Genomic DNA, 25,384 nt, shown 5'->3' on the forward strand with positions numbered 1-25,384 from the left:
TTCTTAACCGGTATTCCTCATACCGGCAGCAATACCGGCCATTGTGACCATCAATGCCTGCTCAACTTCCGGATTGATCATTTCCGGATGTCGCCGCTCACGATATAACAATTCCACCTGCAAATAGTGTAACGGGTCGGTATATGGATCACGTACCGTCATGGAATCACGCAATACCGGCTGACTGTCGAGCAATGCCTGCTGGCCATTGATGGCCAGTACCCGCGCCTTGACGTTATCCAGCCGCTGACGCAGTTGCTCTCCCAGTGGCTGCAAGCCTGGCTCAACCAGACGTGATTCATAATACTCGGCGATTGCACTGTCGGCTTTCGAAACGACCATCTCCAGCATATCGATATAGGTACGAAAGAAAGGCCAATCCCGGTACATGCCCTGCAAAACCGGTAACTCTCCCCGTTGTTGGCAGTCATTCAATGCGTCATCCGACCCTAACCAGGCCGGTAGCATCAGCCGCATCTGGGTCCAGGCAAAAATCCAGGGAATAGCCCGCAAGGTTTCGATACCGCCACCGGCTTTACGGCGGGCCGGACGACTGCCCAGAGCCAGTTTTCCCAGCTCCGGTTCCGGTGTGGCGCTACGAAAGTAGCGTACGAATTCCGGCGTATCGCGCACCATCGCCCGATACGATGCCACGCCTCGCTCGGCCAATCGGGTCATTTGTGCCCGCCATTCATCCCGCGCAGGCTCCGGTGGCAGTAAATTGGCTTCCAATACCGCCGACACATAGATCTTCAGGTTACGCCGTGCAACGTCTGGCTGGCCAAACTTGAAACGAATCATTTCGCCCTGTTCCGTCACCCGCAAGCCACCGGCAACAGACCCCGGCGGCTGTGCCAGAATCGCCCGATGCGCCGGGCCACCTCCGCGACCAACGGTACCACCACGGCCATGAAACAGGGTCAGTGAGATCCCGGCGTCACTGGCAGTCCGGGTCAAGGCTTCCTGAGCCTGATACTGCGCCCAAACTGCCGCCAGCTGACCGGCATCCTTGGATGAATCCGAATAGCCAATCATCACTTGCTGACGGTGCTGACAATAGTCGCGATACCAGTCCACCGCCCACAGCTTGCTCATGCGTAACGATGCCTGTTGCAGGTCGCCCAGGGTTTCGAACAGCGGTACCACCGGAAAATGCGCCCGCACGCCGGCGTCCTGTAGCAGCAGGATCACGGCAAGGATATCCGAAGGCTCGCTGGCCATCGAGATAATGTAGCACGACACCCCTTCACCGGCTTCGGTTGCCAGTACTGCCACGGTATCCAGCACCTCCTGCACTTCTGCGGACGGTTGCCAGTGCTTGGGCACCAGCGGTCGCCGGGAAGCCAGCTCACGCAGTAAAAACGCCTGTTTTTCGTCTTCGTTCCAACTGAGGTAATCACCCCAGCCGTAATACTGGCAAATGGCCTGCATCACTCCGGCATGACGGGATGACTCCTGCCGTACATCGAGTCGTACCAGTGAGACCCCGAAACAAGCCACGCGGCGAATGGTATCGAGCAGCTGGCCATCGGCAATGGTCTCCATACCGTTCTCAAGCAAGCTGCGGTAACACAGGGTTAACGGTTCCAGCAGTTCTTCATCCCGGGTCAGGGGATTACCACTGGTTTCCCGCTGCTGAATGCAGTCTGTTGCCCATTGTTTGGTATCTTCCAGCCGCGAGCGCAAGACGTGCAAGCACGCCCGGTAAGGTTCGTCAGGGTCTTGTGGAAAGGCCTGCAAAAGCTCCTCTGACGCTGCCATCATCGACAGCTGGTTCCCCAGTTTATCGATGTCGCGTAAATACAGGTCGGCCGCCATCCAACGCGCCAGGTAGAGTACTTCCCGTGTTACTGGTGCCGTTACATTAGGGTTGCCATCACGATCACCGCCCATCCAGGAAGCAAATCGTACCGGCGCAGAATCCAGCGGCAGTACCTTGCCACCATGTGCCAATAGCTGCTGGTCGAGGTCACGCATCATTTTCGGCACCGCTGCCCAAAGCGAGTTTTCCACCACGGCAAACCCCCAGCGGGCTTCATCAATGGCAGTTGGCCGGGTCTTGCGGATTTCATTGGTATGCCAGACTTCTTCGATCAATCTCGCCAGACGTTGATCCAGTTCCTGCAGCAGTGGATGCTGGTCATGCAAATCATCACGCTGCTGTAGCAAACTGGTGATGGTGTCGTATTTCTGAATCAGGGTACGACGCGTGATTTCGGTAGGATGGGCTGTTAATACCAGTTCAATATTGAGGTCGGCGATACGCTCACTCAAGCCGTCGGCCTTGACCCCGGCGGCCTCAAGCCGTTCGAGCAAATCCGGAAACATGGTATCCAGACCGGGCGATAACTCTCCGGCCCGACGCCAGCTGCTGCCATGTTGCTGGTCGGCAATATTGGCGAGGTTAAGAAACTGGTTAAATCCCCGTACAACCGGCAGCAAGTTTTTTTCAGGCAGGTTTTTCAGGGTTTGCAGCAACTGCTCCCGTTCTGCCGGGTTCCCCTGGCGAGCTCGCTTGGCCTGTTGGCGTATCGATTCAATCGAGTCCAGTACATCACTGCCCTGACTGGCCTGAATGGTCTTGCCCAGCATGGTGCCAAGCATTTTTACCTTGTCTCGTAATAGTGGATCCAGTTCGCTCATCACGCTCCCTCCTGACTGATCGGTTTGACGTCCAATAGTGACGCGACAGAGCTGGCAGTGGTCTTGTGCTGCTCAGGTTGCCCCGTGATATCCATAAATTTTCTGAACCATCCCTGTAATTCATACCAAAATAAAGGGACCTTGTGAAAGGAGATTAATATGAAAGCGTCAGCTTTGATGGCTCACTGGCAGCAGGAATATGGCGACCCGGTGGCTGAGCACCACTATCCCGTTTCACTCAACATCAAGGATGCCGCCCGGGTGGAGGCGTTACTGGATATGTTTCCCGGCCTGTCGCGAGAGCGATTACTGGCAGACCTGGTACAGGCGGCATTAAACGATCTGACCAGCGGTTTTCCTTATGTCGCTGGCAACACGATTGTTGCACGGGACGAAGAAGGATTTCCGCTCTATGAGGATATCGGCCCAACACCGACCTTTCTGGCGTTAAGCCGTAAACATCGGGCCAGGATGGATCCCGGCCAGCATTAAAAACCAACCGCGGGACAATAGCAGATCAACAACAGGGCGGATAAGCGACTGCGTCAATCGGCCTGTTGTTTTTCCTGCTGTTTGGCGATTTGCCAGGATGCTTCCATATCGCTGAGTGTGGCCTGCTGCCAGCCACCAGCCGCCAGTGCCCGCTCTTCAACCACGGCAAAACGCTGACTGAAGCGCTGGTTGGTACCACGAATGGCCACTTCCGGGTCAATTTGGTAATGACGCGCCAGATTGGTTACCGCAAACAGCAAGTCGCCAATTTCAGACTCCAGACGCTGACGATCATTGGCCTCCACTTCCACGCTTACTTCTTCCAGTTCTTCACGGATTTTATCCATGACCGCTTGTGGGTCTTGCCAGTCAAAACCGACCGTCGCGGTTTTTTTCTGCAGTTTGACTGCCCGGGTAAGCCCCGGCAGATTCGCCGGGACCGAATCCAGCAATCGATCTGGCTGTTGTGATTTGGCTGCTTTCTCGGCTGTTTTAATGGCTTCCCATTGACGGCTGATATCCACTTCCTGTGGAGCAAGCCCAGCCTCCCGTTCACTCTCCAGGGTCCCTTCAGGAAACACATGAGGATGGCGACGGATCAGTTTGGCCACCAGGCGGTCGATAATGCTAGCAAGGGAAAAATACTGTTTTTCAACCCCTAACTGCCCGTAAAAAATCACCTGAAACAGCAAATCACCCAGCTCTTCTTCAAGGTGTGGCCAGTCCTGACGTTCAATGGCATCGGCTACTTCGTAGGCTTCTTCCAGTGTGTGCGGCACAATACTGGCGAAATCCTGTTGCAGATCCCAGGGACAGCCGGTTTGCGGGTGACGCAAACGGGCCATCAGGGTGACCAGGTCTTCCAGTTGATACATCAGGATTTCTCTCCGCGAATACGCCGCGCTGACATAATATTGGGCAGTTGTTCAACCTTGTTCATCAGGCGACCCAGATTTTCCAGACTTTCAACCTCGACCATCAGCTGCATGCTGGCGGTATTGTCCCCCTGGTTTGACTGGGTGGTAACACCGACGACGTTGACCCGTTCATTGGCCAACACCGCACTGACGTCCCGTAGCAGACCCGTACGGTCATACGCCAGGATCGATAACTCGACCGGATAGGTGCGGGTCGGTTTGACGCCCCAGGTAACTTGCAGCACTCGGCTGGGTTCGATTGCTTCCAGATGCAGCAGGTTTTCACAATCGCTGCGATGCACGGTCACTCCTCGCCCCATGGTAACGTAGCCCCGGATATCATCACCGGGCAGCGGCTGGCAACACTGCGCCATCTGGGTCAGCAGATTGCCAACGCCTTCGATGTAAATATCATCCTTACCCGGTTTGACGGTTGCTTCCAATGCTTTGCGGATAAGGGGTAATTCTTGCTGTGACTGGCCTGCATCGGTCTGCCGCAAGACAGCGTTCACTATTTGGCCAACACGCATATCACCGGCACCCACGGCGGCAAACATGTCATCTATCGATTTCATGTTCATTTTCTGGGCGATGTCATGCAGTGGCTCTTGCGCCAGATCCATGCGATCCAGTTCCCGTAACACCAGCGCACGGCCTTCTTCGATGTTCTGATCCCTGGCCTGCAACTTGAACCAGTGCGCCACCTTGGCTCTGGCTCTGTTGGTGTGGATATAGCCGGATTCGACATACAGCCAGTCACGGCTGGGGTTGGCGTCGGGATGGGTCAGAATCTCGATCTGCTCACCGGTTTTAAGGGTGTAGGTCAGAGGCACAATCCGGCCGTTGACCTTGGCACCACGACACTTGTTACCCACTTCGGTATGTACCCGATAGGCAAAATCCACCGGGGTCGCATTGGGCGGTAAATCCACCACATGGCCACTCGGCGTAAACACGTAGATACGGTCCGGGTTGATATCACTGCGCAAGGCCTGCGCCAGCTCGGGCAGATCATCCAGTTCTTCGTGCCATTCCAGTACCTGACGCAGCCAGGTAATTTTCTGTTCGTAGCCGTTATCCTTGCCGTTGGTGTCCGTGCCCTTGTATAGCCAGTGGGCGCAGACTCCCAGCTCGGCGTCTTCGTGCATTTCATGAGTACGAATCTGCACTTCCAGAATCTTGCCTTCCGGACCAATCACCGCCGTATGCAAAGAGCGATAGCCGTTTTCTTTCGGGTTGGCGATGTAGTCATCAAATTCATTGGGAATATGACGCCAGAGCGTATGCACTGTGCCGAGAGCGGCGTAACAGTCGCGTCGTTCCGGTACCAGAATCCGGACAGCCCGAATGTCATAGATCTGCGAGAAGTCGAGATTCTTGCGGCTCATTTTGCGCCAGATACTGTAGATGTGCTTGACCCGGCCATACACATCACAACGGATACCGTAATCCAGTAATTCTTCCCGCAGGCGCTGCACGACATCTTCAATATAGTCTTGCCGGGCAATCCGTTTTTCATCCAGCAAACTGGCAATCTGTTTATAGGAGTCCGGCTGCAGATAGCGAAATGCCAGGTCTTCCAGCTCCCATTTAAGATGACCAATCCCTAACCGGTGAGCCAGTGGCGCATAAATATTAAACACTTCTTCGGCCACTTTCTGACGCCGGTCCGGTGGTGCATCCTTGACGGCACGGATGGCCGAGGTGCGTTCTGCCAGTTTGATCAGTGCCACCCGGACATCATCAATCATGGCCACCAGCATTTTGCGCAGGTTATCAACCTGGGCTTCACGCTGGCCCAGCACTACATCATCGGTTGAGTTCTGAATGGCACTGATGGCGGCCATGCGCAGCACGCCTTCAATCAACTTGGCCACCGTGCCACCAAAGTCACGTTCGACGCGTGGCAGCGACAAGCGCCCTTCCCGTACCGCACGGTACAGAATAGCTGCCACCAGCGATTCGGTGTCCAGTCGCAGATCCATCAACAGTTGAGCCATTTCAATGCCCATCTGCACACTGTCGACCGACCAGTAGGTCTGGTTGGCAATGGCTTCATCGGACAACTGCTTGGCCAGCTGCAGTGCTTTTAACAACACATCAGGATCGCGGATTTCATATCTCTGGGCGGCCCGCTCCAACCAGCGTTCAGCGTCCAGGGAACCATCGTGCCAAAGAGGAAGATCTTCTCTTACCTTAACCACGACGCTTGTCCTTATAGCGGAGCAGCACCATGGTTTCGACATGATGCGTCTGGGGAAACATATCCATAATTCCTGCCTTTTCTATCTGGTAGCCACCAGCCACCAGCGTACTCAAGTCCCGCGCAAGGGTCGCAGCGTCACAAGACACGTAAAGTACCTGCGATACCTGACGGGTGTTCAATTCTTGCATAAGGGCTGCCGCACCTGCTCGTGGCGGATCCAGCAGCACTTTGTCGGGGGCCGGCAGGTGAGCCAGCACGCCAGTATTTGATAAATCGGCTTCAATCGCATGCAAAGACAGCGCCAGAGACTCTGCCTGACGCTGCAAACTGCCAATCATGCTCTCTTGCACCTCGACAGCACAGACCTGTTGGCTACGCCGCGCCAGCGGCATACTGAAATTGCCGTGTCCGGCAAACAAATCCCAGATGACGTCCTCAGATTGAGGCTGCAGCCAGTCCAAAGCCTGTTGCACCATTGCCCGATTAACCGGGCCATTGACCTGAAAAAAGTCGCTCAGTTGCATTTTTAATGGCTGCTCATCGACAAAATGAACCAGATCGACCGGCTGGTCGGGAAAAATGCACACCGATGGCTCATCACGCCCCGGGTTCAGCCATAGCTGCAATAACGAATCCCCCGTCAAGGCTTCGGCCTGGGCACACAAGATTTTCTGGTCAGCCAATGACAGCGGCTTGAGGATGCGGAACACCAGTGCCAGCGCGCTATCTGCCGCCACCACTTCAATCTGGGTAATATGATCCCGGCCTTGCAAGGTCGAAATACACTCACGCCAACGGCTCCAATCCAACGCCGGTAAGGCTGGTAACACCGGGCAACGATCGATATTGGTCAGATGTTCGGAAGCGGCTTCACGAAAGCCAAGAAAGTTACGCTGCTTGTTTTTACTGAAACGCACGCCCAGGCGGGCCTTGCGTCGATAGCCCCACGGTTCCGCGGTAATCGGTGTGGTCCATTCGGGCACGATCAGGCCCTGCCGACTGAACTCGCGCTCAACACGTTGCTGCTTGAAAGTAACCTGGGCGGGGTATGACAGATGCTGCAAGTCGCAGCCACCACAACGCTGGTAGTGTGGGCAGGCTGGTGTCACCCGGTCGGGGGACATGGTGTCGATCGTGGTCAGCTTGGTCATCCAGACTTTTTTGCGGCGACCATCCAGGCGGGCAGTCACCTGTTCTCCAGGCAAGGCGCCCGGTACAAAATAGACATCGCGGCCAAGGCGTGCGACCCCTTGTCCATCCGATGTCATGTTATCTATATTCAGCTGCAAGGTTTTTGCCGTAGCCACCCGTATCTCCTGAGCAAATGCCAGCTGGATATAGCTCCGCTGGCGGTAACGGCGCACAGTATTGGTACTCTCAGCGGGATTGCAACCCTGAAGCCCTGTCACGACCGGATTGGTGGCTATTTCCGGGTTTATTCCTGCTCGGGCGCAAAAATCCCGGACGACAAATAACGATCACCCCGGTCACAGACGATCGCTACAATCGTGGCGTCCTCTAGCTGTAACGCCAACTGCAACGCAGCGTATACCGCACCACCGGACGACACGCCACAAAAAATGCCTTCTTCCCGGGCCAATTGTCGCATGGTGTTTTCAGCCTCTTGCTGGCCGATATCAAGGATTTGATCGACCCGCTGCCGCTCAAAAATGGTAGGCAAATACTCTTCCGGCCAACGCCGGATTCCCGGGATGGAGGCGTTATCTGCCGGCTGCAAACCGACAACACATACATTCGGGTTTTGCTCCTTGAGGTAGCGCGAGATGCCCATGATGGTACCGGTTGTTCCCATCGAGCTGACAAAATGAGTGACTCGCCCACCAGTCTGCTGCCAGATTTCCGGCCCCGTACCGACATAATGCGCCTCCGGGTTGGCCAGGTTGCCAAACTGGTTCAGCACCTTGCCCTGACCTTCGGCCTCCATCGCCAGGGCCAGATCACGAGCGCCTTCCATCCCATTACTGACCAGGATCAGTTCCGCCCCATAGGCTTGCATGGCCCAGCGCCGCTCCATGGTACTGGTGTCTGGCATGATAAGAATGATGCGATACCCCATCATTGCCGCGGCCATCGCCAGCGCAATGCCAGTATTACCGCTGGTCGCTTCAATCAGTGTATCTCCAGGCTGGATATTACCCTGCTGCTCAGCCAACCGGATCATCGACAGTGCTGGCCGGTCTTTAACCGAACCGGCCGGGTTATTACCTTCCAGCTTCAGTAGTATCTGATTACCCTTGCTGTTGATCCCCATACGCTGCAGCCGTACCAACGGCGTATGACCAATGCAATCTGCAATGGTTGGGTAGTTACAATCGGATTGGTTTATCACCGTCGTCACCTTGCCTGTTATTCATATAACCAAATACGCGATATAGTACGTGTTGGCTGAATAATTCGTTAATAACAATTACTGATTTCCATATAGCCCTCACTTATCCTCTCACCAATGCAAGTAGCCATTGTGATTACCGTCAACCTGCGCCAGACAGATGTTCGAAGATTGCGTATAGCGCTATTACTCAGTACTCTTCAGGTTCATTTATCGACCTGCTGGTTCAGGTTGTCTGGCGAACACCATGAAAACCTGGAAGATTCAAAAGCGCGCGTTATTAATGGGGCTGGTGCCTGTCCTGATCGCCTCTGTCACTCTTGGCGGTTATTTTATCAGCCAGCGTTTCCGCGACCTCAATGATTTGCTCGATCAACGCGCACTGGCCATGGCCAAACAGCTGGCGCCGGTCTGCGAATATGGCGTCACCATTGGCAATGTGGCCATTCTGCAAAATATTGCCAATAACATGCTGGAAGAGCCCGACGTTCGTTCCGTCAGTATCTATAACCAGGATATGGAATTGATGGCCCACGCTGGGCCGCGAATGATCAGCCACCAGCTGTCCGATTCCACACTGAAGCGCGGTCAATTACATCTGATGCATACCAGCGAGTCGGTACGGGTACGCACTCCGGTACTGGCACAGAATCTGGTTATTTCGGATCAGGTATCCACCCAGTTTTTTGCCGAGCAGGTGGCCGAACCCAAGTTACTGGGATGGGCAGAGCTGGAATTGTCATCCAACAACACTCGCCTGCAGCGCTACCATTACGCCGCCTCCTCAATACTGATTATTCTGTTTGCGCTGATCTGCGGTTTTATCTCGGCAGCTTATATCAGCCGCCTGATTTCCCGCCCCATTACCAGCATCCTGCAAGCAATCCGCTCACTGGAAGAAGGCAAACATGAAGTCAGGGTGCGGGTTGAAGAAGGTGGCGAGATGGGTGAGATGGCCAGTGCGATCAACAGTCTTGCCGCTGGTCTGCATCAGAACGCGGTCGAGCAGCAGCGCCAGATCGAAGAAGCAACGCGCGACATACTGGAAACCATGGATGACCTTGAAATCCGTAACCGCCAGTTACAGCTCGACCAGCAAGAGGCTCAAGCAGCCAGTCGCCTGAAATCCGAATTCCTTGCCAATGTCAGCCATGAACTACGTACCCCGCTGACAGGGATTAAAGGCTACGTACAACTGATGGAGCGCACCACCCTCAGTGAACGACAAAGTGATTATATCGACACGATGCGCAAATCATCCGATGACCTGATGCGCATCATTAACGATATTCTCGACCTTTCCAAACTCGAAGCAGGCAAGTTGATCATCGAGCACAATCCGGTCAACCTCAGGGAACTCACCGAGGATGTACTGATTGCCCTGACGCCGGACGCCATCAACAAACGGCTGGCACTGTCTCTCTCGATTGCGGACGACGTCCCCTGCCAACTGCTCAGCGATGAATTACGCCTGAAGCAGGTGCTGACCAACTTGGTGGGGAACGCCATCAAGTTCACCCCGTCCGGCTCAGTCGCCGTTGATATCAGTCTGATTAATGTCCGCGACAGTCAGGCCAACATCAGTATTACCATCAAGGATACCGGTATCGGCATGTCAGCGGAGCAGCAGAAACGCTTGTTCAGTGCTTTTAGCCAGGCCGATGCCAGTACCGCCCGCCAGTTTGGCGGCACCGGGCTGGGGCTGATTATCTCACGCGCGTTGGTGCAGTCCATGCACGGTGATATCAGTGTCAGTAGCAAACCAGGCGAGGGGTCCGAGTTCAGTTTTTACGTCAGTGCGGATATCGACCAGAACCCGCCACCACCGCTGTGCAGCCTGAAACCGGGCCAGATCGCGGTACTGGATGAACATCCGGGTAGTAACCGCAACCTGTGTATTTTGCTCAAGGAATGGCAACTGGTTGGTACTCCCTGCTCCTCCATCCCGGAACTGGAGCAACGGCTACAGGCTCAAGGCAATCGACCGGATGTCATTATTATCACCGTCGATCATGATCACCTGAACAACAATTTATACCAGCAAATTACCCGGCAACTGCTGCCCTATGATGTTCCGATTATTACCCTGATAGACAGCCTCGATCACGACCAGCAAGATCAGTTCCGCCGCATTGGTGCATTCGCCTGTATGACCCGGCCATTCAGCAGCCGCAAACTGCACGCGCTACTGGCCAGCATCCTGAAGGGTGAGTCCGTAGAGGACGAACCCTCCACGGCCCTGCATCAACTCAACCAGGCCAGTGGCCTACCTCCACACGTGCTGGCAGTCGACGATAATGAAGCCAATTTACGTTTGGTGGTCACACTACTGAGAGAGCTTGGCTTACCCACTTATGGTGCCTCCTCTGGCCAGGAGGCCATCCAGATTATCCAGCAGCAATCTATTGATCTTGTGTTTATGGATATTCAGATGCCGGGGATGAATGGCCTGGAAGCCACCCGCAAAATTCGTTTGTTACCAAACAAACAAAGTATTCCTGTCATTGCCCTCACCGCTCACGCCATGGCCGATGAACGCCAGCAACTGCTCAATAATGGTATGAACGACTATCAAACCAAACCGATCTCCATGGATCAGCTGGTGCAGTGCATTCATCGCTGGACAGGGTATATGCCACCGACGGAGCCGATGCAAACAGCGGCAGAAACAAGCGCCGATAACCGACAGCAAGGTGAGCAAACCGATCAGCCCTGTCTGTTTTCGCTGGAGCTGGCCTTGCGCTGTGCCAGCGGCAAACCTGGCCTGGCGTGTGACATGATGGAAATGCTACTGACATCATTACCCAAAGAGATCATGAACATCCGCACACTGTGGGAAGAAGAAGCACTGGAAGATTTGCAGGCGGCAGTGCACCGTCTGCATGGCGCCTCACGTTATTGCGGCATACCAGCCCTGCGACATGATCTTGATGCGCTTGAGACAGCACTCAAATGCAAACAACACAGTCACTTGCCAGGACGGTTGCGAGCGATGATTGAAAGCGCTGAAAAACTGCAACAATGGGCAGATCAGCACGACTGGCGCAGCGACCTCAGTAACAGTAACCGGGATTAAATCACCGAAACCCCAACCCACTGTCTGGATTAACGGGACAGCACCGCAAATGCCAATACCAGCGCTTCCTCATCCGACAAGCTGACCCAGGCCTGTTTGCCTCCCAGCTGTTGCAAGCGGTCGGCGGCCGCGCCGTAGAGTGACACGCGCGGCGCCCCTGCAGCGTTCCGCAACACCTCCAGCTGCTGGAACCCCACTCCTTTGGCAATCCCGGTACCCAGTGCCTTGGCGAGGGCTTCCTTGGCGGCAAACTGCTTGGCAAGGAAGTTCACCGTGCCACCACGTTGTCGCCACAAGGCCTGCTCCGCCGGCGTCAGGATACGCGTCACCAATCGCTCACCCTTGCGGCGAAAGACCAGCCCGATACGCTCCACCTGAAGGATATCCGTGCCGACACCAACCACCGCTGACTCGCCAACGGGCAGGCTGTCTGGCATCACGCTGAAGCAGCAGCCAACAAGCTACGCATATCGGCAACCGCTCGTTCCATACCAACAAACAGCGCCTGGGCAACAATCCCATGGCCGATATTCAATTCATTGATTTCAGCAATAGCCGCGATTGGCTCCACATTGTGGTAGTTCAGGCCATGTCCGGCATTAACCACCAATCCACAGCCATGAGCATAACGCGCCGCTTCCTGAATCCGCTGCAGCTCTTCATCAACCACAGCAGCAGAGGCATCGGCATAACGACCGGTGTGCAACTCAATTACAGGGGCTCCTGTGCGAACCGCAGCGTCAATCTGGGCGGTATCCGGGTCGATAAACAAGGACACCACACTGCCGACCTGTTGCAAACGGGCCACGGCTTTCCGGATTTGGTCTTCTTGCCCCACCACATCCAGGCCACCTTCCGTGGTCAGTTCTTCTCTCTTTTCTGGCACAAGACAAACACATTCCGGCTCTACTTCTTCTGCCAGTTGCAACATGGCTTCGGTAACGGCCATTTCCAGATTCATGCGCGTAGTCAGAGTTTCTTTCAAGACGTACACATCGCGGGTCTGGATATGACGACGGTCTTCACGGGGATGAATGGTAATACCATCGGCACCGGCCTGCTCAGCCACAAAAGCAGCCTGTACCGGGTCAGGGTAACGGGTACCACGAGCCTGCCGCAAAGTGGCTATATGATCGATATTAACGCCAAGAAGAACACGGCCGTTTTTAATCACAACAATTTCCTCAATCAATAGGGGATAAGTCACTGAACAAGCAGTCTTTGAACAGCTCAATGACAATCAGAGGGTAAATCACCAGCGGGGAATTTAACAGCAGCGAGGCGTCCGGCATCCGGTGCCTGTACCGCATGACCAGGCAGGTCAAACAAGCGGCGGCTGTTTAGCGGCCGTGACAAGCATTCCGATAACGCCTGCCGCAATACCCACTTGGCCAGCCGCAGTTCGGTTATGCCTAACTGGCCCTGATGAATCGCCAGTAATATCGAGCCGGGGAAACCAGCAGGATCTCGGGTTACGGCAAACCCGGCCTGCGCTTCAAAAGCATAATAAGCCGATGCCTGGATTGCAGCGCCAGTCTGATCCCGATGCCAATGAAAACCCAGCCCCAAATCCGACAGCAGCTGATACTCAAACATACGCAACCAGGGTTCCGCTGCCTGCCCGTCGGCCAGTGCCCTCAAGGTATGGGTATAACGCTGATACAAGCCGGGAAACGATTCACCCTGAGGTAACAGACGTAACAACAGCTCGTTCAGGTAAGCGGTACAAAACAGCGCCTCTCCTGTCAGGAAAAACGTCTGCTGAGGGTCAGCCAGCACCAATCGGGGCCAATCCTGTTCGGCTTGCCAAACCCCCTGATAAACCTGGTGCAGGTGTAATGTTTTGCGCCGGGGAGCCAGCAACAGCTGAAAACCGTCTTGCTCACACAGGGCAGACAGCAGCCAGCCGGATTCTCCGGCCGGTTGCCGGTGTAACACCACCAGTGCTTGCATCAGACGCGGTCGTCGTAACCCAAACTACGCAAGGCACGCTCATCATCAGACCAGTTGGCTTTGACCTTGACCCACAGGTTCAGCATCACCTTGCAGTCGAACAGAATCTCCATATCCTTACGGGCATCCTGGCCAATTTGTTTGATACGAGAGCCAGCATCACCGATCACGATACGCTTTTGCGATGAGCGTTCGACCAGAATCAGGGCGCTGATTTCTGCCAGCCGACCGTCGTGGGTAAACTCTTCGATTTCAACCGTCATGGCGTAAGGAAGCTCATCTCCCAGCTGACGCATGATTTTTTCGCGCACCAGTTCTGCCGCCAGAAAGCGGGAGCTGCGATCAGTAATCTGGTCTTCCGGATAAAAATACCCGGCTTCTGGCAAATAACTGTTGATCAAGGATTCCAGCCGATCGACGTTACGGCCGGTTTTGGCGCTCAGCGGAACGATCTGGGCGAAGGCATACCGCTCGGACAGGGTTTGCAGATACGGCAGCAATTCTTCGTCTTTATCCTTGATAAAGTCGACCTTGTTGACCACCAGCACCACCGGCGCCCGCTGTTGGCTGACGGCTTGTAACACCAGGTCGTCTTCTTCCGTCCAGCGCGTCCGGTCGACGACCATAACAACCAGATCAACATCTTTTACTGCCGTTGTGGCCGCCTTGTTCATATAGCGGTTGATGGCTTTTTCCTGATGCAGGTGTATGCCTGGTGTATCGACATATACCACCTGCACATCTTCTTCTGTCTTGATACCCAGAATCTGGTGGCGAGTGGTTTGTGGCTTGCGGGAGGTAATGGACAGTTTCTGCCCGAGAATACGATTGAGCAGTGTCGACTTGCCCACATTGGGGCGACCGACGATGGCAACAAACCCGGTGCGTTGTGTCATTTTTCTTCCTCTCGGATACCGAGCTCGGTCAGTACTTGCATCGCCGCAGCCTGTTCTGCAGCCCGACGACTGGCACCTTCGGCGACCTGGGGTTCAGCATCCTGAATCTGGACTTCGACCTTGAATATCTGCTCGTTGGTTGGCCCCGTCAACGCCAATACATTGTATTTGGGCAGAGGCAAGTGTTTGCTCTGCTGATACTCCTGCAAGCGGGTTTTGGGGTCCTTGATCGGGTCTTCCAGAGACAGTTCATCCAGCCGGGTCTGATACCAGCTCAGAATACAGCGACGCGCAGCATCCAGGCCAGCGTCCAGATAGATGGCACCAATCAGAGCCTCTACCGTATCCGCCAAAATGGACTCGCGCCGATGTCCACCACTTTTCAGTTCACCAGACCCCAGAATCAGGAAATCTCCCAGGTCGAATTCACGAGCCAGGTCGGCCAGGGTTTTACCCTTGACCATGCGGGCACGCAAGCGACTGAGTTTGCCTTCACGAGCCTGATCAAAACGCTGGTAAAGATCTTCAGCAACAACAAAATTAAGAATGGAGTCACCCAGAAATTCAAGGCGCTCGTTGTTGGTACCACCTTTACTGCGGTGGGTAAGCGCCAGAGTCACCAGTTGTTCATTTTTAAAGGTGTAGCCCAGGCGCTGGGAAAGTTTTAACAGAGGGTCATTCACTTATTGAAATTCTTCATGATGAGTAAATTGGCCAATAACATACAGGTTGCCCATGAAATGTTCTTTGACTTCGTAAGTCCAGTCGATGGTCACTGCGCCTTTGGTGCGCATCACTACCATGTCATCGATAGTAATATTCAGGTTGTTGGAGCTGATACGCGCTGCCATGACCTTGTGTACTTCTTTGACCGACGTGGTCGCCGTGATGGTTTTTGAACTATGCAAGGTATCCAGCACCTGCTGCAACATGCGGTCATCCCAATACATGGGCATAACGGCGATGGCCGCTTTGGCCAGCACACCAACCATCACCAAGACCATAATGACAGAGTAAAACGACATGCCTGCTTGCTTTTTCATTAGTCATCCACCTTGAGAACAGCCAGAAATGCTGACTGGGGAATTTCAACACTGCCTATTTGTTTCATACGCTTTTTGCCGTCTTTTTGCTTCTGCAACAGCTTTTTCTTGCGACTGACGTCACCGCCATAACACTTGGCTGTCACGTTTTTACGCAGCGCCTTGATGGTGGTGCGGGCAACTACCTGATTCCCCATCGCCGCCTGAATCGCAACATCAAACATCTGCCGGGGAATCAGTTCTTTCATTTTTTCGGTCAAGGCCGCGCCCCGACGGCGGACATTATCACGGTGCATAATCACTGCCAGCGCATCCACCCGTTCTCCATTCACCAGCACATCCAGTCGCACCAATGGCGCCGCTTCAAAACGACTGAAGTTATAATCCAGCGAGGCAAAGCCACGACTGGCCGACTTCAGGCGGTCAAAGAAGTCCATCACCACTTCACCCATTGGCAATTCGTACTTCAATGCCACCTGGCTGCCGGTGTATTGCATATCCAGCTGCACGCCACGCTTGTCGATACAAAGCGAGATCACATTACCCAGATATTCTTGTGGTACCAGAATATTGGCTTCAGCAATCGGCTCACGCATTTCCGTGATAGAGCCAATATCTGGCAGCTTGGACGGGTTATCCACTTCCAGAATATCGCCCTTCTGGGTAACCACCTGATAAATCACCGTTGGCGCAGTGGTAATCAGATCCATGTCGTATTCGCGTTCGAGCCGCTCCTGGATAATCTCCATATGCAGCATGCCCAGGAATCCACAGCGGAAACCAAACCCAAGCGCATCAGAATTTTCTGGCTCGTGAAACAGCGAAGCATCGTTCAGGGAGAGTTTTTCCAACGCATCGCGGAAGCTTTCAAAGTCATCCGAGCTCACCGGGAATAAACCGGCATACACCTGTGGTTTGACCTTCTGGAATCCTGGTAACGCTGCCGTATCCGGGAACTTGGCTCCAACGATGGTATCCCCCACCGGCGCCCCATGAATGTCCTTGATACCGGCAACCATATAACCCACTTCACCGGTACGCAGCTCTTTCTTTTCGTGGCGCTTGGGTGTGAAAATGCCCACCCCATCAACCAGATGATCCTTGCCGGTACTCTTGAGACGAATCTTGTCGCCTTTACGCATAACCCCGTTCTTTACCCGTACCAGAGACACAACGCCAAGGTAGGAATCAAACCAGGAGTCAATGATCAGGGCTTGCAGCGGGCCATCAATATTGCCTTCCGGAGGCGGAATATGGGCCACCAGATCTTCCAGTACATCTTCGACGTTCAGGCCGCTTTTGGCACTGCAACGTACCGCTTCAGTAGCATCCAGCCCAATAATATCTTCGATTTCCTGGGCAACCTTGTCCGGGTCGGCCTGCGGCAAATCCATCTTGTTCAGAACCGGCCGCACTTCCAGGCCTTGCTCAATGGCGGTGTAACAGTTGGCAACCGACTGGGCTTCAACCCCCTGGGCAGCATCCACCACCAGCAAGGCCCCTTCGCAGGCAAACAATGAACGCGACACTTCGTAGCTGAAATCAACATGTCCCGGCGTATCAATAAAGTTCAGCTGATAGGTCTCGCCATTTTTGGCAACATAATCCAGCGTCACGCTTTGCGCCTTGATGGTAATACCGCGCTCACGCTCAATATCCATGGAATCGAGCACTTGCTGCTGCATTTCACGGTTGGTCAACCCGCCACAGATCTGAATAATCCGATCCGACAGCGTGGATTTGCCATGGTCGATGTGGGCGATAATGGAAAAGTTACGAATGTGGTCCAGGTGGCTCACAGAATTACATCCAGGCAGCAAAAGAAATGGGGCGGGATTTTACTTGAAAGCGTCATACATGGCTAATAAAGAGTCAACCCGGATCGCCAACCAGGTTGCAGATACAACAACGGCAACCTGACGTTGTTGTATCGCTATCTGCACCCGGTTGCGAGGTTATTTCGGAACTCGCAGTGGAATAAACAGTGCCGAACCGCGGCGTACAATACGCATAGGCACACTACGATCCCCTGGCAATCCACTCACAACCCGTTTGAAATCATCCAGATTATTAATGCTTTCGCCATAAATCATGGTAATCACATCTCCCGGCATCAAACCAGAAACCGCAGCTGGGCCATCCTTGATCGCCTTGACCAGCACGCCATCAAAGCCCAGTTTCTGACGCTGGCTGTCGTTCAAGTCGGCAACCAGCGCCCCGATTGCATCGCTACTGAACTCTCCCGGCGTCGTGTTGGATGCCAGTGTCTGTGTTTTATCATTCGACAGCGTCCCTACTTCCACATTCAGGCGCTTGCGTTTGCCATTACGGACCAGGTCAATACGGACCTCAGTACCGGGACGAACCCGCCCGACCTGATGCGGCAAGTCTGATGACAGGTAAATGGTTTCGCCATTAAAACGGGTAATAATATCGCCATTTTTCAACCCGGCTTGCTCTGCAGGACTGTCTGGTACCACCTGGGCAACCAGTGCACCCGCGGCTTTCTCCAAGCCAAACGATTCTGCCAGATCCTTGCTGACTTCCTGTATCACGACACCCAGCCAGCCACGACTTACGGCGCCACTTTCTTTTAGCTGATCCGCCACATCCATGGCGACGTTAATCGGAATGGCGAACGACACCCCCATAAACCCACCGGAACGCGTGTAAATCTGAGAGTTAATACCCACTACCTTGCCATCCAGGTTAAACAATGGCCCACCGGAGTTACCCGGATTGATCGCCACGTCGGTCTGGATAAACGGCACGTAGTTTTCGTTTGGCAAACTGCGTCCTTTGGCGCTGACAATCCCCGCGGTTACGGAATAGTCAAAACCGAACGGCGAGCCAATAGCCACCACCCATTCCCCCACATCCAGAGCGTCGGAGTCTCCCATCCTGACGATAGGCAGATCATCGGCTTCAACCTTGAGCAAAGCCAGATCAGAACTCTTGTCGGCCCCGATCAGTTTGGCTTCCAGTTCGCGCCGGTCGTTGAGCCGCACGATAATTTCGTCGGCATCCTGAATCACATGGTTATTCGTCAGAATATAACCATCGTGCGACACGATAAAACCGGAGCCCAAAGATGTTTTTTCCTGCTCTCCACGAGGGGAAGGTGACGGCACGCCAAAAAAGTGCCGGAATATTTCCGGAACATCTTCCGGCAGGCCATAACGTTGCTGATACGAACTGCTGGATCCGCTACTGACATGCTGTATCGTACTGATATTCACCACTGCCGGTGACGCTTCTTTCACCAGATCACGAAAATCCGGCAGACTGGCGTGCACTGCAGATGCCAGCAATAACACAACGGGAAACAGTAATTTGAATATCCTGGTCATAGATAACCCTTTTTAACGGCAATACGAGATCATGATTAACACCAAGGGAATGGTGAACCAACGTAACAAGCAGAGATTATAGAGTCGATTTTGTGGCTAGAATTCCGAACACACAGAAACAATTGCCGGCAGCCATTGCTGGCGTTTCAGATTGGCAATATAACGCGCCAGTAACAAGCCTCCTGCCAGCCCCAGAACGCCGACCACCAAGGCAGCGACATCACCGCCAGAAGTCTGGCCAGCCGCAGCTCCCAGAATCAATCCCACCAGTGGCACGCCATACAGCGTCGCTGCACTGGCAGCCAGACTGCCAGACGGCAGATCCAGCACCACTTGCTGACCGGGTTCCAACACGTATTCTGTGGCAACCCACAGTCGTATTGGCTTGCCCATACTGCTAAGTGTCGCCTGACCACAGCCCGCCCGTGAATTACAACTGCCACAAGCGCTCTGTTGCAGACCTTCAACCCAGACGCCGCCGTTTGCGACTTCTTTTACTTCAACCATTTCACGTGGCATGGATGGTTACCTCTCTGAAATCGGATGATTACCCGCATAACGTACCGACAAAGCAATACGCTTGGCCGTTGCCATCGGCAACTCGCCAACAACTGTAATCCTCATTCTGCGTTCGCCAGCACGCTGATGCCGTACCACCGCCGCCGTTGCGCCCCAGCGCCGGCTCATATCCGGCATGGAGTCCTGCTCAACCTGGTCAACAAACAAGGTAAAGGCCGACAAACCGTCACTGTACAATAACGCTGCACCCGCTGTCGCATCGGACTCCGTTGACCGGGTAAAACCAGGGGGTACCCAGTCCGGATACCAATCTTGCTGATGCTGGATTAACGCCGTCGCCGCTGAAGCCCCCAAATGAGAGACATACTGATGGCTGTCTGGCGGTGCATCAAACTCGGTGGATGGAATGCTCTGGCCAATACGGATCTCGGCGAACTGATAACGCTCGATCACCTGGCGCGACTGGTCAACCAGATCCGATCGTAACAACAAACCGGTTTCTTTATCCAGCCAGAGGTTCTGGCCAAAACGGAAAGTATCATTCGGCACTACCTGGATTTGCAAGGCATCCCGGCCAGCAATTCTTTCGGATCGGGCTTGTCGAATCTGGTAGTAGGACCCCAGGGCCGGAAGATCCGGGTCAATGCCAGACAACAGATTGGCGGTCTGATCATACATCCGTAATGCCTGATCATCCGGGTGGGTACAACTGACGTCCTGTCCGACCCGGATTATTTCCCGGGGGTGGCCGGTCAGATGAGAGATTTTTTCATATTCAACACCATCGACCATCGCATGACTGATGGCCATGGTGTGCCAGAGCCGGTCATTGCCGAATACCAGTACCCCCTGGTAGTTGACTTCCTTGATGGCGTGAGACATGCGGGCCAGCCACTGTCTCGGACCGGAGGCATGTACTGAGGCTATAACGTTATCGGTAATCTGGTTATCCGAACCTGCCGGACTGGCATTAACGGGATTAACCAGCGCCAGCCCCAGGGTCAGAACACACCAGGCGGCTCTCACTGCTGGGCATCTCCGCCTTGTTCAAAGCTGGTAACCCGGGCAAATGGCATCAGTCCTCTGCCAGTATTCAGTGCCGCGTGCTCACTGTGCTGCATCACATATTCATGCAATCGGCTTTGGGCAGAGCTTAACTGCTCTTCTGTCAGTGTGTCGGAAAGCTCGCCGGCATCCATGGAAACCAGGCTGATATTGCTGCCGTTCAGACCAAAACCACTTTCAAGCGTCGGGGCTGAGTCTGTGGCAATATCCGATCCCGCCACCATCTTGCTTTCAGCACTCTGTACATTCAGGCTGGGTGTATCCACCGCCGCAACAGAAACCGGTTGCACCGAGCTTGCGCCATCCATCACCCGGACACTCATCAATACCGCCAGAGTTACCGAGGCAGCCACGGCACCAGAAGCAATCCAGCCACTGCGTTTACGCCATGAATGGCTGTGTTCGGTTTCCGCAACGTCGACAGACGGAACCGGCTCATGAGCAGCGGTTTGTCGGGCCGGTACTTCATCCATCGGCTCACCTGAAATGGCTTGCATGATACCGCGAGACAAGTCGACCGTAGTGGCCGGTTCTTCGCGCATCAGCGCGCCCATCAGCTGATAGCGGCTCCAGCGCTCACGCAGTTCTTCATCCTGTTCAAGCTGGTTCAAAGCCCGACGAACTTCAAGTTCATCGGCTTCTCCGTCAACCAGGGCCGAGATAGATTCATTCATACGATCGTTCATTATTGTTACCTTCCAGACCGTCACGCAGTGGCCATAAGCAATGGCTGCATTTTCTTGTCTATCGCTTCACGAGCCCGGAAAATCCGGGAGCGAACCGTACCAATTGGACAATCCATTGCTTCAGCAATTTCTTCATAGCTGAGTCCGTCCATTTCCCTCAATGTGATGGCCATACGCAGATCATCGGGTAATGCCTCAATGGCGCCAAACACCACGTCGCGCAACTGGTCCCGTTGCAACAACCCATCCGGTGTTTCGATATCACGCATAGGGCTATAATCGCCGAAAAATTCGGCATCATCCGGATCGATGTCATGGGTCGGTGTCTTCCGACCACGGCTGACCAGATGATTTTTGGCAGTGTTTACAGCGATCCGATACATCCAGGTATAGAACGCACTATCACCGCGAAAATTGGGCAAAGCCTTGTAGGCTTTCACAAACGCTTCCTGGGTAACATCCTGTGCTTCAGCAAAATCGGACACAAAACGTCCAACCAAAGACAGGATACGATGCTGATATTTGAGCACCAGCAAGTCAAAGGCGCGACGATCACCTTTCTGAACCCTTGCGACCAGTTGCCGGTCCGTATTTTGATGATCTGTCATGCCTTGTTCCGACGCCTTCTTGGGCTGTTTTGTCAAAATTGCTGCGCTGGTCACTGTACGGGCCTCCACTGTGGCTGTAAATGGAAGACTGGGCGCCGAGCGAAAAGTTCAGGAATATTTCCCTGACACGTATTCTGTCAGCGCTTTGGCTGGCATTATAAACCCCTATCGTTAACAGAAATCAGATGACCATGAGCGAACAACTGACCTTCGACGTCCTCATCATTGGCAGCGGAGCGGCTGGCCTGACACTGGCGTTATCATTACCTTCTCACCTGCAAGTGGCAGTGATCAGCAAAGACCAACTGGACAGCGGCTCAACACGCTGGGCACAAGGGGGCGTGGCTGGCGTACTCGACGCCACCGACAGTGTCGACGCCCACGTCTCTGATACCCTGATTGCCGGTGCCGGACTCTGTAACGAATCTGCCGTGCGCTTTACGGTAGAAAACTCAGCCTCTGCCATCCAGTGGCTGATCGATAGCGGTGTGCCCTTCACCCTGGACGGTATTGCCGAACAGGGAGGCGATCAGCGTTTCCACCTGACCCGGGAAGGCGGTCACAGCGCCCGCCGTATTATCCACGCCGCCGATGCCACCGGGCTGGCCATCTCCGACACACTGATCGAGCGTGCCAGAGAACAACCCAACCTGCATCTGTTACACCAGTATATCGCCGTTGACCTGATTACTCGAGACAAGCTCGGACTTGATGGCCAAGCCTGTATCGGGGCTTATTTCCTCGACAAGGACACTCGCAAGGTTGCCGCCATTACCGCCAGGGCCACCGTGCTGGCCACTGGTGGTGCCAGCAAAGTGTATTTGTACACCACCAACCCGGATATCGCCTCGGGGGATGGCATTGCCATGGCATGGCGCGCTGGTTGCCGTATCGCCAACATGGAATTCAACCAGTTTCATCCCACCTGTCTGTACCATCCGGTCGCCACATCCTTCCTGATCAGTGAAGCGGTACGGGGTGAAGGCGGCAAGCTGTTACTGCCCGATGGCAGCCGCTTTATGGATCGTTTTGACGCTCGGGGCGAACTGGCACCCCGGGATATCGTTGCCCGTGCCATCGACCACGAAATGAAACGCCTCGGAGCTAACTGTCTGTATCTGGATATCAGCCACAAGCCGGACGACTTTATTCGCCAGCACTTCCCCACCATTCTGGAACGTTGCCTCGAACTCGGCATCGACATCCTGAATGAACCCATTCCGATTGTACCAGCCTCGCACTATACCTGTGGAGGCGTCGTCACCGACCATTTTGGCCGCACAGATATCGACGGACTGTACGCCATTGGCGAAACGGCCTGTACCGGATTGCACGGTGCCAACCGCCTGGCCAGCAACTCTTTGCTCGAATGTCTGGTCTACGCCCGTTCAGCGGCTACCCATATTATTGAAAGCCTGAACTCGGTACCGGATATTCCGGATGTACCGGCCTGGGATGCCAGCCTGGTGACCGATTCCGATGAAGACGTCGTGATTGCCCACAACTGGGATGAATTGCGGCGTTTCATGTGGGATTACGTCGGGATTGTCCGTACCACCAAACGCCTGTTACGCGCCAAACACCGCGTGCAGCTGTTGCGACAGGAAATCCAGGAGTTTTACAGCAACCATCTGGTTACCGCCGACTTGCTGGAATTACGTAACCTGGTCGATGTCGCCGATATCATCATCCGCTCAGCCCTGTTGCGCCGTGAAAGCCGGGGGCTACATTACAGCCGGGATTATCCAGAGCCACTGCCAAGAGCCTTTGATACCGTCGTCACTGCCAAACATTTACGAGAACTGGGTGAGCTGTAGCGTTACACAAGAACCAACTGTGACGATTTACAGTTCGCTGTACAACACCCGTTGCAGCGCCTTGAAGTGCTGCTCCGAGTCAAAATTACAACGGCGCAGTACCAGCCCCTGCCAGGGCCAGACAGAATAACGCAAGATCAGCAGATGGCTGCGCCGGACACTCCCTGCCCGCCAACGTACCATTCGGGTATAGCCACTGCGATGGATCAGTCGCCAATGAGGAATACTGGCGGACTCATCCATAACGCCAAGCTTCTGCAAGCCAACCACCGGATCCTGTTTGCCATACCAGACAGCGTATATGGCCAATACCAACAGACCCGCGGACAACGCCAGCCACACGCCATACTGATACACCAGCAGCAGCGAGCAGAGTGTCAGCAAGGCCAGCACATCCAGGACGGTTTGCCAGAGGCTGGAATGCAACCGCCACAATAGCTCAGGGGTTGCGTGCATGCTCCAGTACCCGCACCACTATTTTGTGCATTTCCGGATCATCCGGAATCACCCGCTCCAGAAACCAGGCAAACAAATCCGTGTCTTCATGATCAATCAGCGCCTGATAACGCAACTGGTCTTCACGCTCCAGGGTGCGATAGGCTTTTTCAACAAAGGGCACCAGCAATACATCCAGTTCCAGCATCCCGCGACGGCTGTGCCACCACAGACGTTTAACTTCAGTTTCGTCGATCACATTACTCTCCTGTTCAATGGCGCCAGTATACCAGCGCCACCCCATCCTTGAACCTGCAACGCACACCAAAAACAACACCATCCCCGTCACTTACTCAGGCGACAGCCATACAGAGATTGAATGCGAATCATGCACCCCGAATACAAACCGGAGTACACTGGCCGAAAGGAGGAATTTATGAACACGATCTCGACTACACCAATAGCAACAGACAACCGCTTGTCAGACTTTTCATTACTGGAAGTGACCGGCCCGGATGCGGCCCGACTACTGCAAGGCCAACTGACCTGTGACGTAACCGGGCTGGCCGATGGCCAGTGGACCCTTGGCGCTTGCTGTAATGCCAAAGGCCGGATGGTGACCAACTTTATGCTGGCACATACGGATGACCGCTTTATATTTCGGCTCGCGACGGATGTAACGGAGTTATTCCAGCGCCACCTCAGCAAGTATGCCGTCTTTTACAAGGTGTCACTGACTCCCTTGTCAACGGCCATCTTCGGCTATCAAACATCCGTACCTGCTGCGGTTAGCGAACGCACACTGCAAAAACAGCACGATGCTCTACTGCTGAACTGGCCGGATGGCAGGATTGAATGCTGGGCGGATACCGCCCCTACAACACCAGACAGCACACCATTAGCGCAGCCGGAATGGCAGCAGCAGGATATTCAGGCCGGGCTGGTATGGGTCACTCAAAAAAGTGTTGAACACTGGATTCCGCAGCATATCGCTTGGGACAAGCTGGATGGCGTCAATTTCAAAAAAGGCTGTTACACCGGGCAGGAAGTAGTCGCCCGAGTGCAGTATCTGGGTAAAGCCAAGAAGCAACTGGTCAAAGCGACCTGCGCGGACGAAGCCACTCCGGATTTGCTCAGCCCGGTCAAGACCAGTATCAAAGCGGTTGGCGAAGTGGCCAGCTGGCACGGTACCGGTGGTTTACTGGTTTTGAACGGTGAGCCAGAAGAACCTCTGACCCTTGACGATGGAACGCCAATCACGGTTACCCCACTGCCTTTTGCTATCAGTCCAGCAACCGCGGAGTAACACGTCACTCTCGAAGTCAAGG

The 25,384-nt window shown here is 54.3% G+C and carries 23 protein-coding genes; 4 read left to right on the forward strand and 19 right to left on the reverse strand.

The window, feature by feature from the left end; all coding sequences use genetic code 11:
- Nucleotides 1-3 precede the first annotated feature (3 nt).
- On the reverse strand, nucleotides 4-2,643 hold the full coding sequence (gene ppc / locus Q4551_RS09745) for a phosphoenolpyruvate carboxylase (protein WP_303433386.1): 2,640 nt from the start codon (nucleotides 2,641-2,643) through the stop codon (nucleotides 4-6).
- A gap of 159 nt (nucleotides 2,644-2,802) precedes the next feature.
- Between ppc and Q4551_RS09750 the strand changes: the two genes are divergently transcribed.
- A complete protein-coding gene (locus Q4551_RS09750) occupies nucleotides 2,803-3,135 on the forward strand; it encodes a hypothetical protein (protein ID WP_303433387.1) in 333 nt (110 codons plus the stop codon).
- A 53-nt stretch (nucleotides 3,136-3,188) separates the two neighbouring features.
- Here Q4551_RS09750 and mazG read toward each other — a convergent pair whose 3' ends face one another.
- From mazG to cysM, 4 genes are all read right to left on the reverse strand, one after another.
- Entirely contained in the window at nucleotides 3,189-4,010 is an 822-nt protein-coding gene (mazG, locus tag Q4551_RS09755) for a nucleoside triphosphate pyrophosphohydrolase (RefSeq protein ID WP_303433389.1), read from the reverse strand.
- The gene (gene relA, locus Q4551_RS09760; RefSeq protein ID WP_303433390.1) at nucleotides 4,010-6,256 is read right to left on the reverse strand and encodes a GTP diphosphokinase; all 2,247 of its coding nucleotides are present in this window, start codon (nucleotides 6,254-6,256) and stop codon (nucleotides 4,010-4,012) included. Before relA ends, mazG begins: the two co-directional genes overlap by 1 nt.
- The gene (gene rlmD, locus Q4551_RS09765) at nucleotides 6,249-7,565 is read right to left on the reverse strand and encodes a 23S rRNA (uracil(1939)-C(5))-methyltransferase RlmD (RefSeq protein ID WP_303433392.1); all 1,317 of its coding nucleotides are present in this window, start codon (nucleotides 7,563-7,565) and stop codon (nucleotides 6,249-6,251) included. The genes relA and rlmD overlap by 8 nt, the downstream gene beginning before the upstream one ends.
- Before the next feature lie 128 nt (nucleotides 7,566-7,693).
- Entirely contained in the window at nucleotides 7,694-8,605 is a 912-nt protein-coding gene (gene cysM / locus Q4551_RS09770; protein WP_303433524.1) for a cysteine synthase CysM, read from the reverse strand.
- 250 nt (nucleotides 8,606-8,855) lie between these two features.
- Here cysM and Q4551_RS09775 point away from each other — a divergent pair, with 250 nt between their 5' ends.
- Nucleotides 8,856-11,684, forward strand: a complete 2,829-nt coding sequence (locus Q4551_RS09775) for a response regulator (protein ID WP_303433393.1) — start codon at nucleotides 8,856-8,858, stop codon at nucleotides 11,682-11,684.
- Nucleotides 11,685-11,713: 29 nt separating this feature from the next.
- On the opposite strand, the gene acpS is transcribed toward Q4551_RS09775, so the two are convergent.
- The 12 genes from acpS to rpoE all read right to left on the reverse strand — a co-directional run bounded on the left by acpS (nucleotide 11,714) and on the right by rpoE (nucleotide 21,804).
- Nucleotides 11,714-12,121, reverse strand: a complete 408-nt coding sequence (acpS, locus tag Q4551_RS09780) for a holo-ACP synthase (protein WP_303433394.1) — start codon at nucleotides 12,119-12,121, stop codon at nucleotides 11,714-11,716.
- The gene (gene pdxJ / locus Q4551_RS09785; protein ID WP_303433396.1) at nucleotides 12,121-12,858 is read right to left on the reverse strand and encodes a pyridoxine 5'-phosphate synthase; all 738 of its coding nucleotides are present in this window, start codon (nucleotides 12,856-12,858) and stop codon (nucleotides 12,121-12,123) included. Before pdxJ ends, acpS begins: the two co-directional genes overlap by 1 nt.
- Nucleotides 12,859-12,914: 56 nt before the next feature.
- A complete protein-coding gene (locus Q4551_RS09790; RefSeq protein WP_303433398.1) occupies nucleotides 12,915-13,637 on the reverse strand; it encodes a DNA repair protein RecO in 723 nt (240 codons plus the stop codon).
- A complete protein-coding gene (gene era, locus Q4551_RS09795) occupies nucleotides 13,637-14,533 on the reverse strand; it encodes a GTPase Era (protein ID WP_303433400.1) in 897 nt (298 codons plus the stop codon). Before era ends, Q4551_RS09790 begins: the two co-directional genes overlap by 1 nt.
- Entirely contained in the window at nucleotides 14,530-15,216 is a 687-nt protein-coding gene (gene rnc, locus Q4551_RS09800) for a ribonuclease III (protein ID WP_303433403.1), read from the reverse strand. The genes era and rnc overlap by 4 nt, the downstream gene beginning before the upstream one ends.
- Nucleotides 15,217-15,576 (reverse strand): DUF4845 domain-containing protein, encoded by a 360-nt coding sequence (locus Q4551_RS09805; protein ID WP_303433404.1) that lies wholly within the window; start codon nucleotides 15,574-15,576, stop codon nucleotides 15,217-15,219.
- On the reverse strand, nucleotides 15,576-17,375 hold the full coding sequence (gene lepA, locus Q4551_RS09810; protein ID WP_303433405.1) for a translation elongation factor 4: 1,800 nt from the start codon (nucleotides 17,373-17,375) through the stop codon (nucleotides 15,576-15,578). The genes Q4551_RS09805 and lepA overlap by 1 nt, the downstream gene beginning before the upstream one ends.
- 156 nt (nucleotides 17,376-17,531) lie before the next feature.
- Nucleotides 17,532-18,926, reverse strand: coding sequence for a DegQ family serine endoprotease (locus tag Q4551_RS09815; protein WP_303433406.1), 1,395 nt, complete (start codon nucleotides 18,924-18,926; stop codon nucleotides 17,532-17,534).
- Between the two features lie 96 nt (nucleotides 18,927-19,022).
- A complete protein-coding gene (locus Q4551_RS09820) occupies nucleotides 19,023-19,445 on the reverse strand; it encodes a SoxR reducing system RseC family protein (RefSeq protein ID WP_303433408.1) in 423 nt (140 codons plus the stop codon).
- Between the two features lie 6 nt (nucleotides 19,446-19,451).
- The gene (locus tag Q4551_RS09825) at nucleotides 19,452-20,471 is read right to left on the reverse strand and encodes a MucB/RseB C-terminal domain-containing protein (protein ID WP_303433409.1); all 1,020 of its coding nucleotides are present in this window, start codon (nucleotides 20,469-20,471) and stop codon (nucleotides 19,452-19,454) included.
- Complete coding sequence (locus tag Q4551_RS09830; RefSeq protein ID WP_303433411.1) at nucleotides 20,468-21,196, reverse strand: sigma-E factor negative regulatory protein; 729 nt, start codon at nucleotides 21,194-21,196, stop codon at nucleotides 20,468-20,470. The genes Q4551_RS09825 and Q4551_RS09830 overlap by 4 nt, the downstream gene beginning before the upstream one ends.
- Before the next feature lie 20 nt (nucleotides 21,197-21,216).
- Nucleotides 21,217-21,804: an RNA polymerase sigma factor RpoE gene (gene rpoE, locus Q4551_RS09835; protein ID WP_303433412.1), complete on the reverse strand. Its 588-nt coding sequence runs from the start codon at nucleotides 21,802-21,804 to the stop codon at nucleotides 21,217-21,219.
- Nucleotides 21,805-21,995: 191 nt separating this feature from the next.
- On the opposite strand from rpoE, the gene nadB reads away from it, so the two are divergent.
- Nucleotides 21,996-23,621, forward strand: a complete 1,626-nt coding sequence (gene nadB / locus Q4551_RS09840; protein WP_303433413.1) for an L-aspartate oxidase — start codon at nucleotides 21,996-21,998, stop codon at nucleotides 23,619-23,621.
- Nucleotides 23,622-23,648: 27 nt separating this feature from the next.
- Here nadB and Q4551_RS09845 read toward each other — a convergent pair whose 3' ends face one another.
- Both Q4551_RS09845 and Q4551_RS09850 read right to left on the reverse strand, forming a co-directional pair.
- Entirely contained in the window at nucleotides 23,649-24,077 is a 429-nt protein-coding gene (locus Q4551_RS09845; protein ID WP_303433415.1) for a hypothetical protein, read from the reverse strand.
- Nucleotides 24,061-24,315 (reverse strand): succinate dehydrogenase assembly factor 2, encoded by a 255-nt coding sequence (locus Q4551_RS09850; RefSeq protein ID WP_303433417.1) that lies wholly within the window; start codon nucleotides 24,313-24,315, stop codon nucleotides 24,061-24,063. The genes Q4551_RS09845 and Q4551_RS09850 overlap by 17 nt, the downstream gene beginning before the upstream one ends.
- A 177-nt stretch (nucleotides 24,316-24,492) precedes the next feature.
- Here Q4551_RS09850 and Q4551_RS09855 point away from each other — a divergent pair, with 177 nt between their 5' ends.
- On the forward strand, nucleotides 24,493-25,362 hold the full coding sequence (locus Q4551_RS09855) for a folate-binding protein YgfZ (protein ID WP_303433419.1): 870 nt from the start codon (nucleotides 24,493-24,495) through the stop codon (nucleotides 25,360-25,362).
- Nucleotides 25,363-25,384: the final 22 nt, after the last annotated feature.

The organism is Oceanobacter sp. 5_MG-2023 (assembly GCF_030548165.1).
In the GTDB taxonomy this organism is placed as follows: Bacteria; Pseudomonadota; Gammaproteobacteria; order Pseudomonadales; family Oceanobacteraceae; genus Oceanobacter.

What these genes read in the sequence shown, in the direction of transcription:
- ppc (WP_303433386.1), bottom strand. Translation starts at nt 2,643, where the DNA reads ATGAGCGAACTGGATCCACTATTACGAGACAAGGTAAAAATGCTTGGC.
- Q4551_RS09750 (WP_303433387.1), top strand. Translation starts at nt 2,803, where the DNA reads ATGAAAGCGTCAGCTTTGATGGCTCACTGGCAGCAGGAATATGGCGAC.
- mazG (WP_303433389.1), bottom strand. Translation starts at nt 4,010, where the DNA reads ATGTATCAACTGGAAGACCTGGTCACCCTGATGGCCCGTTTGCGTCAC.
- Q4551_RS09775 (WP_303433393.1), top strand. Translation starts at nt 8,856, where the DNA reads ATGAAAACCTGGAAGATTCAAAAGCGCGCGTTATTAATGGGGCTGGTG.
- acpS (WP_303433394.1), bottom strand. Translation starts at nt 12,121, where the DNA reads ATGCCAGACAGCCTGCCCGTTGGCGAGTCAGCGGTGGTTGGTGTCGGC.
- Q4551_RS09790 (WP_303433398.1), bottom strand. Translation starts at nt 13,637, where the DNA reads ATGCAAGCACTGGTGGTGTTACACCGGCAACCGGCCGGAGAATCCGGC.
- era (WP_303433400.1), bottom strand. Translation starts at nt 14,533, where the DNA reads ATGACACAACGCACCGGGTTTGTTGCCATCGTCGGTCGCCCCAATGTG.
- Q4551_RS09805 (WP_303433404.1), bottom strand. Translation starts at nt 15,576, where the DNA reads ATGAAAAAGCAAGCAGGCATGTCGTTTTACTCTGTCATTATGGTCTTG.
- Q4551_RS09815 (WP_303433406.1), bottom strand. Translation starts at nt 18,926, where the DNA reads ATGACCAGGATATTCAAATTACTGTTTCCCGTTGTGTTATTGCTGGCA.
- Q4551_RS09820 (WP_303433408.1), bottom strand. Translation starts at nt 19,445, where the DNA reads ATGCCACGTGAAATGGTTGAAGTAAAAGAAGTCGCAAACGGCGGCGTC.
- Q4551_RS09830 (WP_303433411.1), bottom strand. Translation starts at nt 21,196, where the DNA reads ATGAACGATCGTATGAATGAATCTATCTCGGCCCTGGTTGACGGAGAA.
- rpoE (WP_303433412.1), bottom strand. Translation starts at nt 21,804, where the DNA reads ATGACAGATCATCAAAATACGGACCGGCAACTGGTCGCAAGGGTTCAG.
- nadB (WP_303433413.1), top strand. Translation starts at nt 21,996, where the DNA reads ATGAGCGAACAACTGACCTTCGACGTCCTCATCATTGGCAGCGGAGCG.
- Q4551_RS09845 (WP_303433415.1), bottom strand. Translation starts at nt 24,077, where the DNA reads ATGCACGCAACCCCTGAGCTATTGTGGCGGTTGCATTCCAGCCTCTGG.
- Q4551_RS09855 (WP_303433419.1), top strand. Translation starts at nt 24,493, where the DNA reads ATGAACACGATCTCGACTACACCAATAGCAACAGACAACCGCTTGTCA.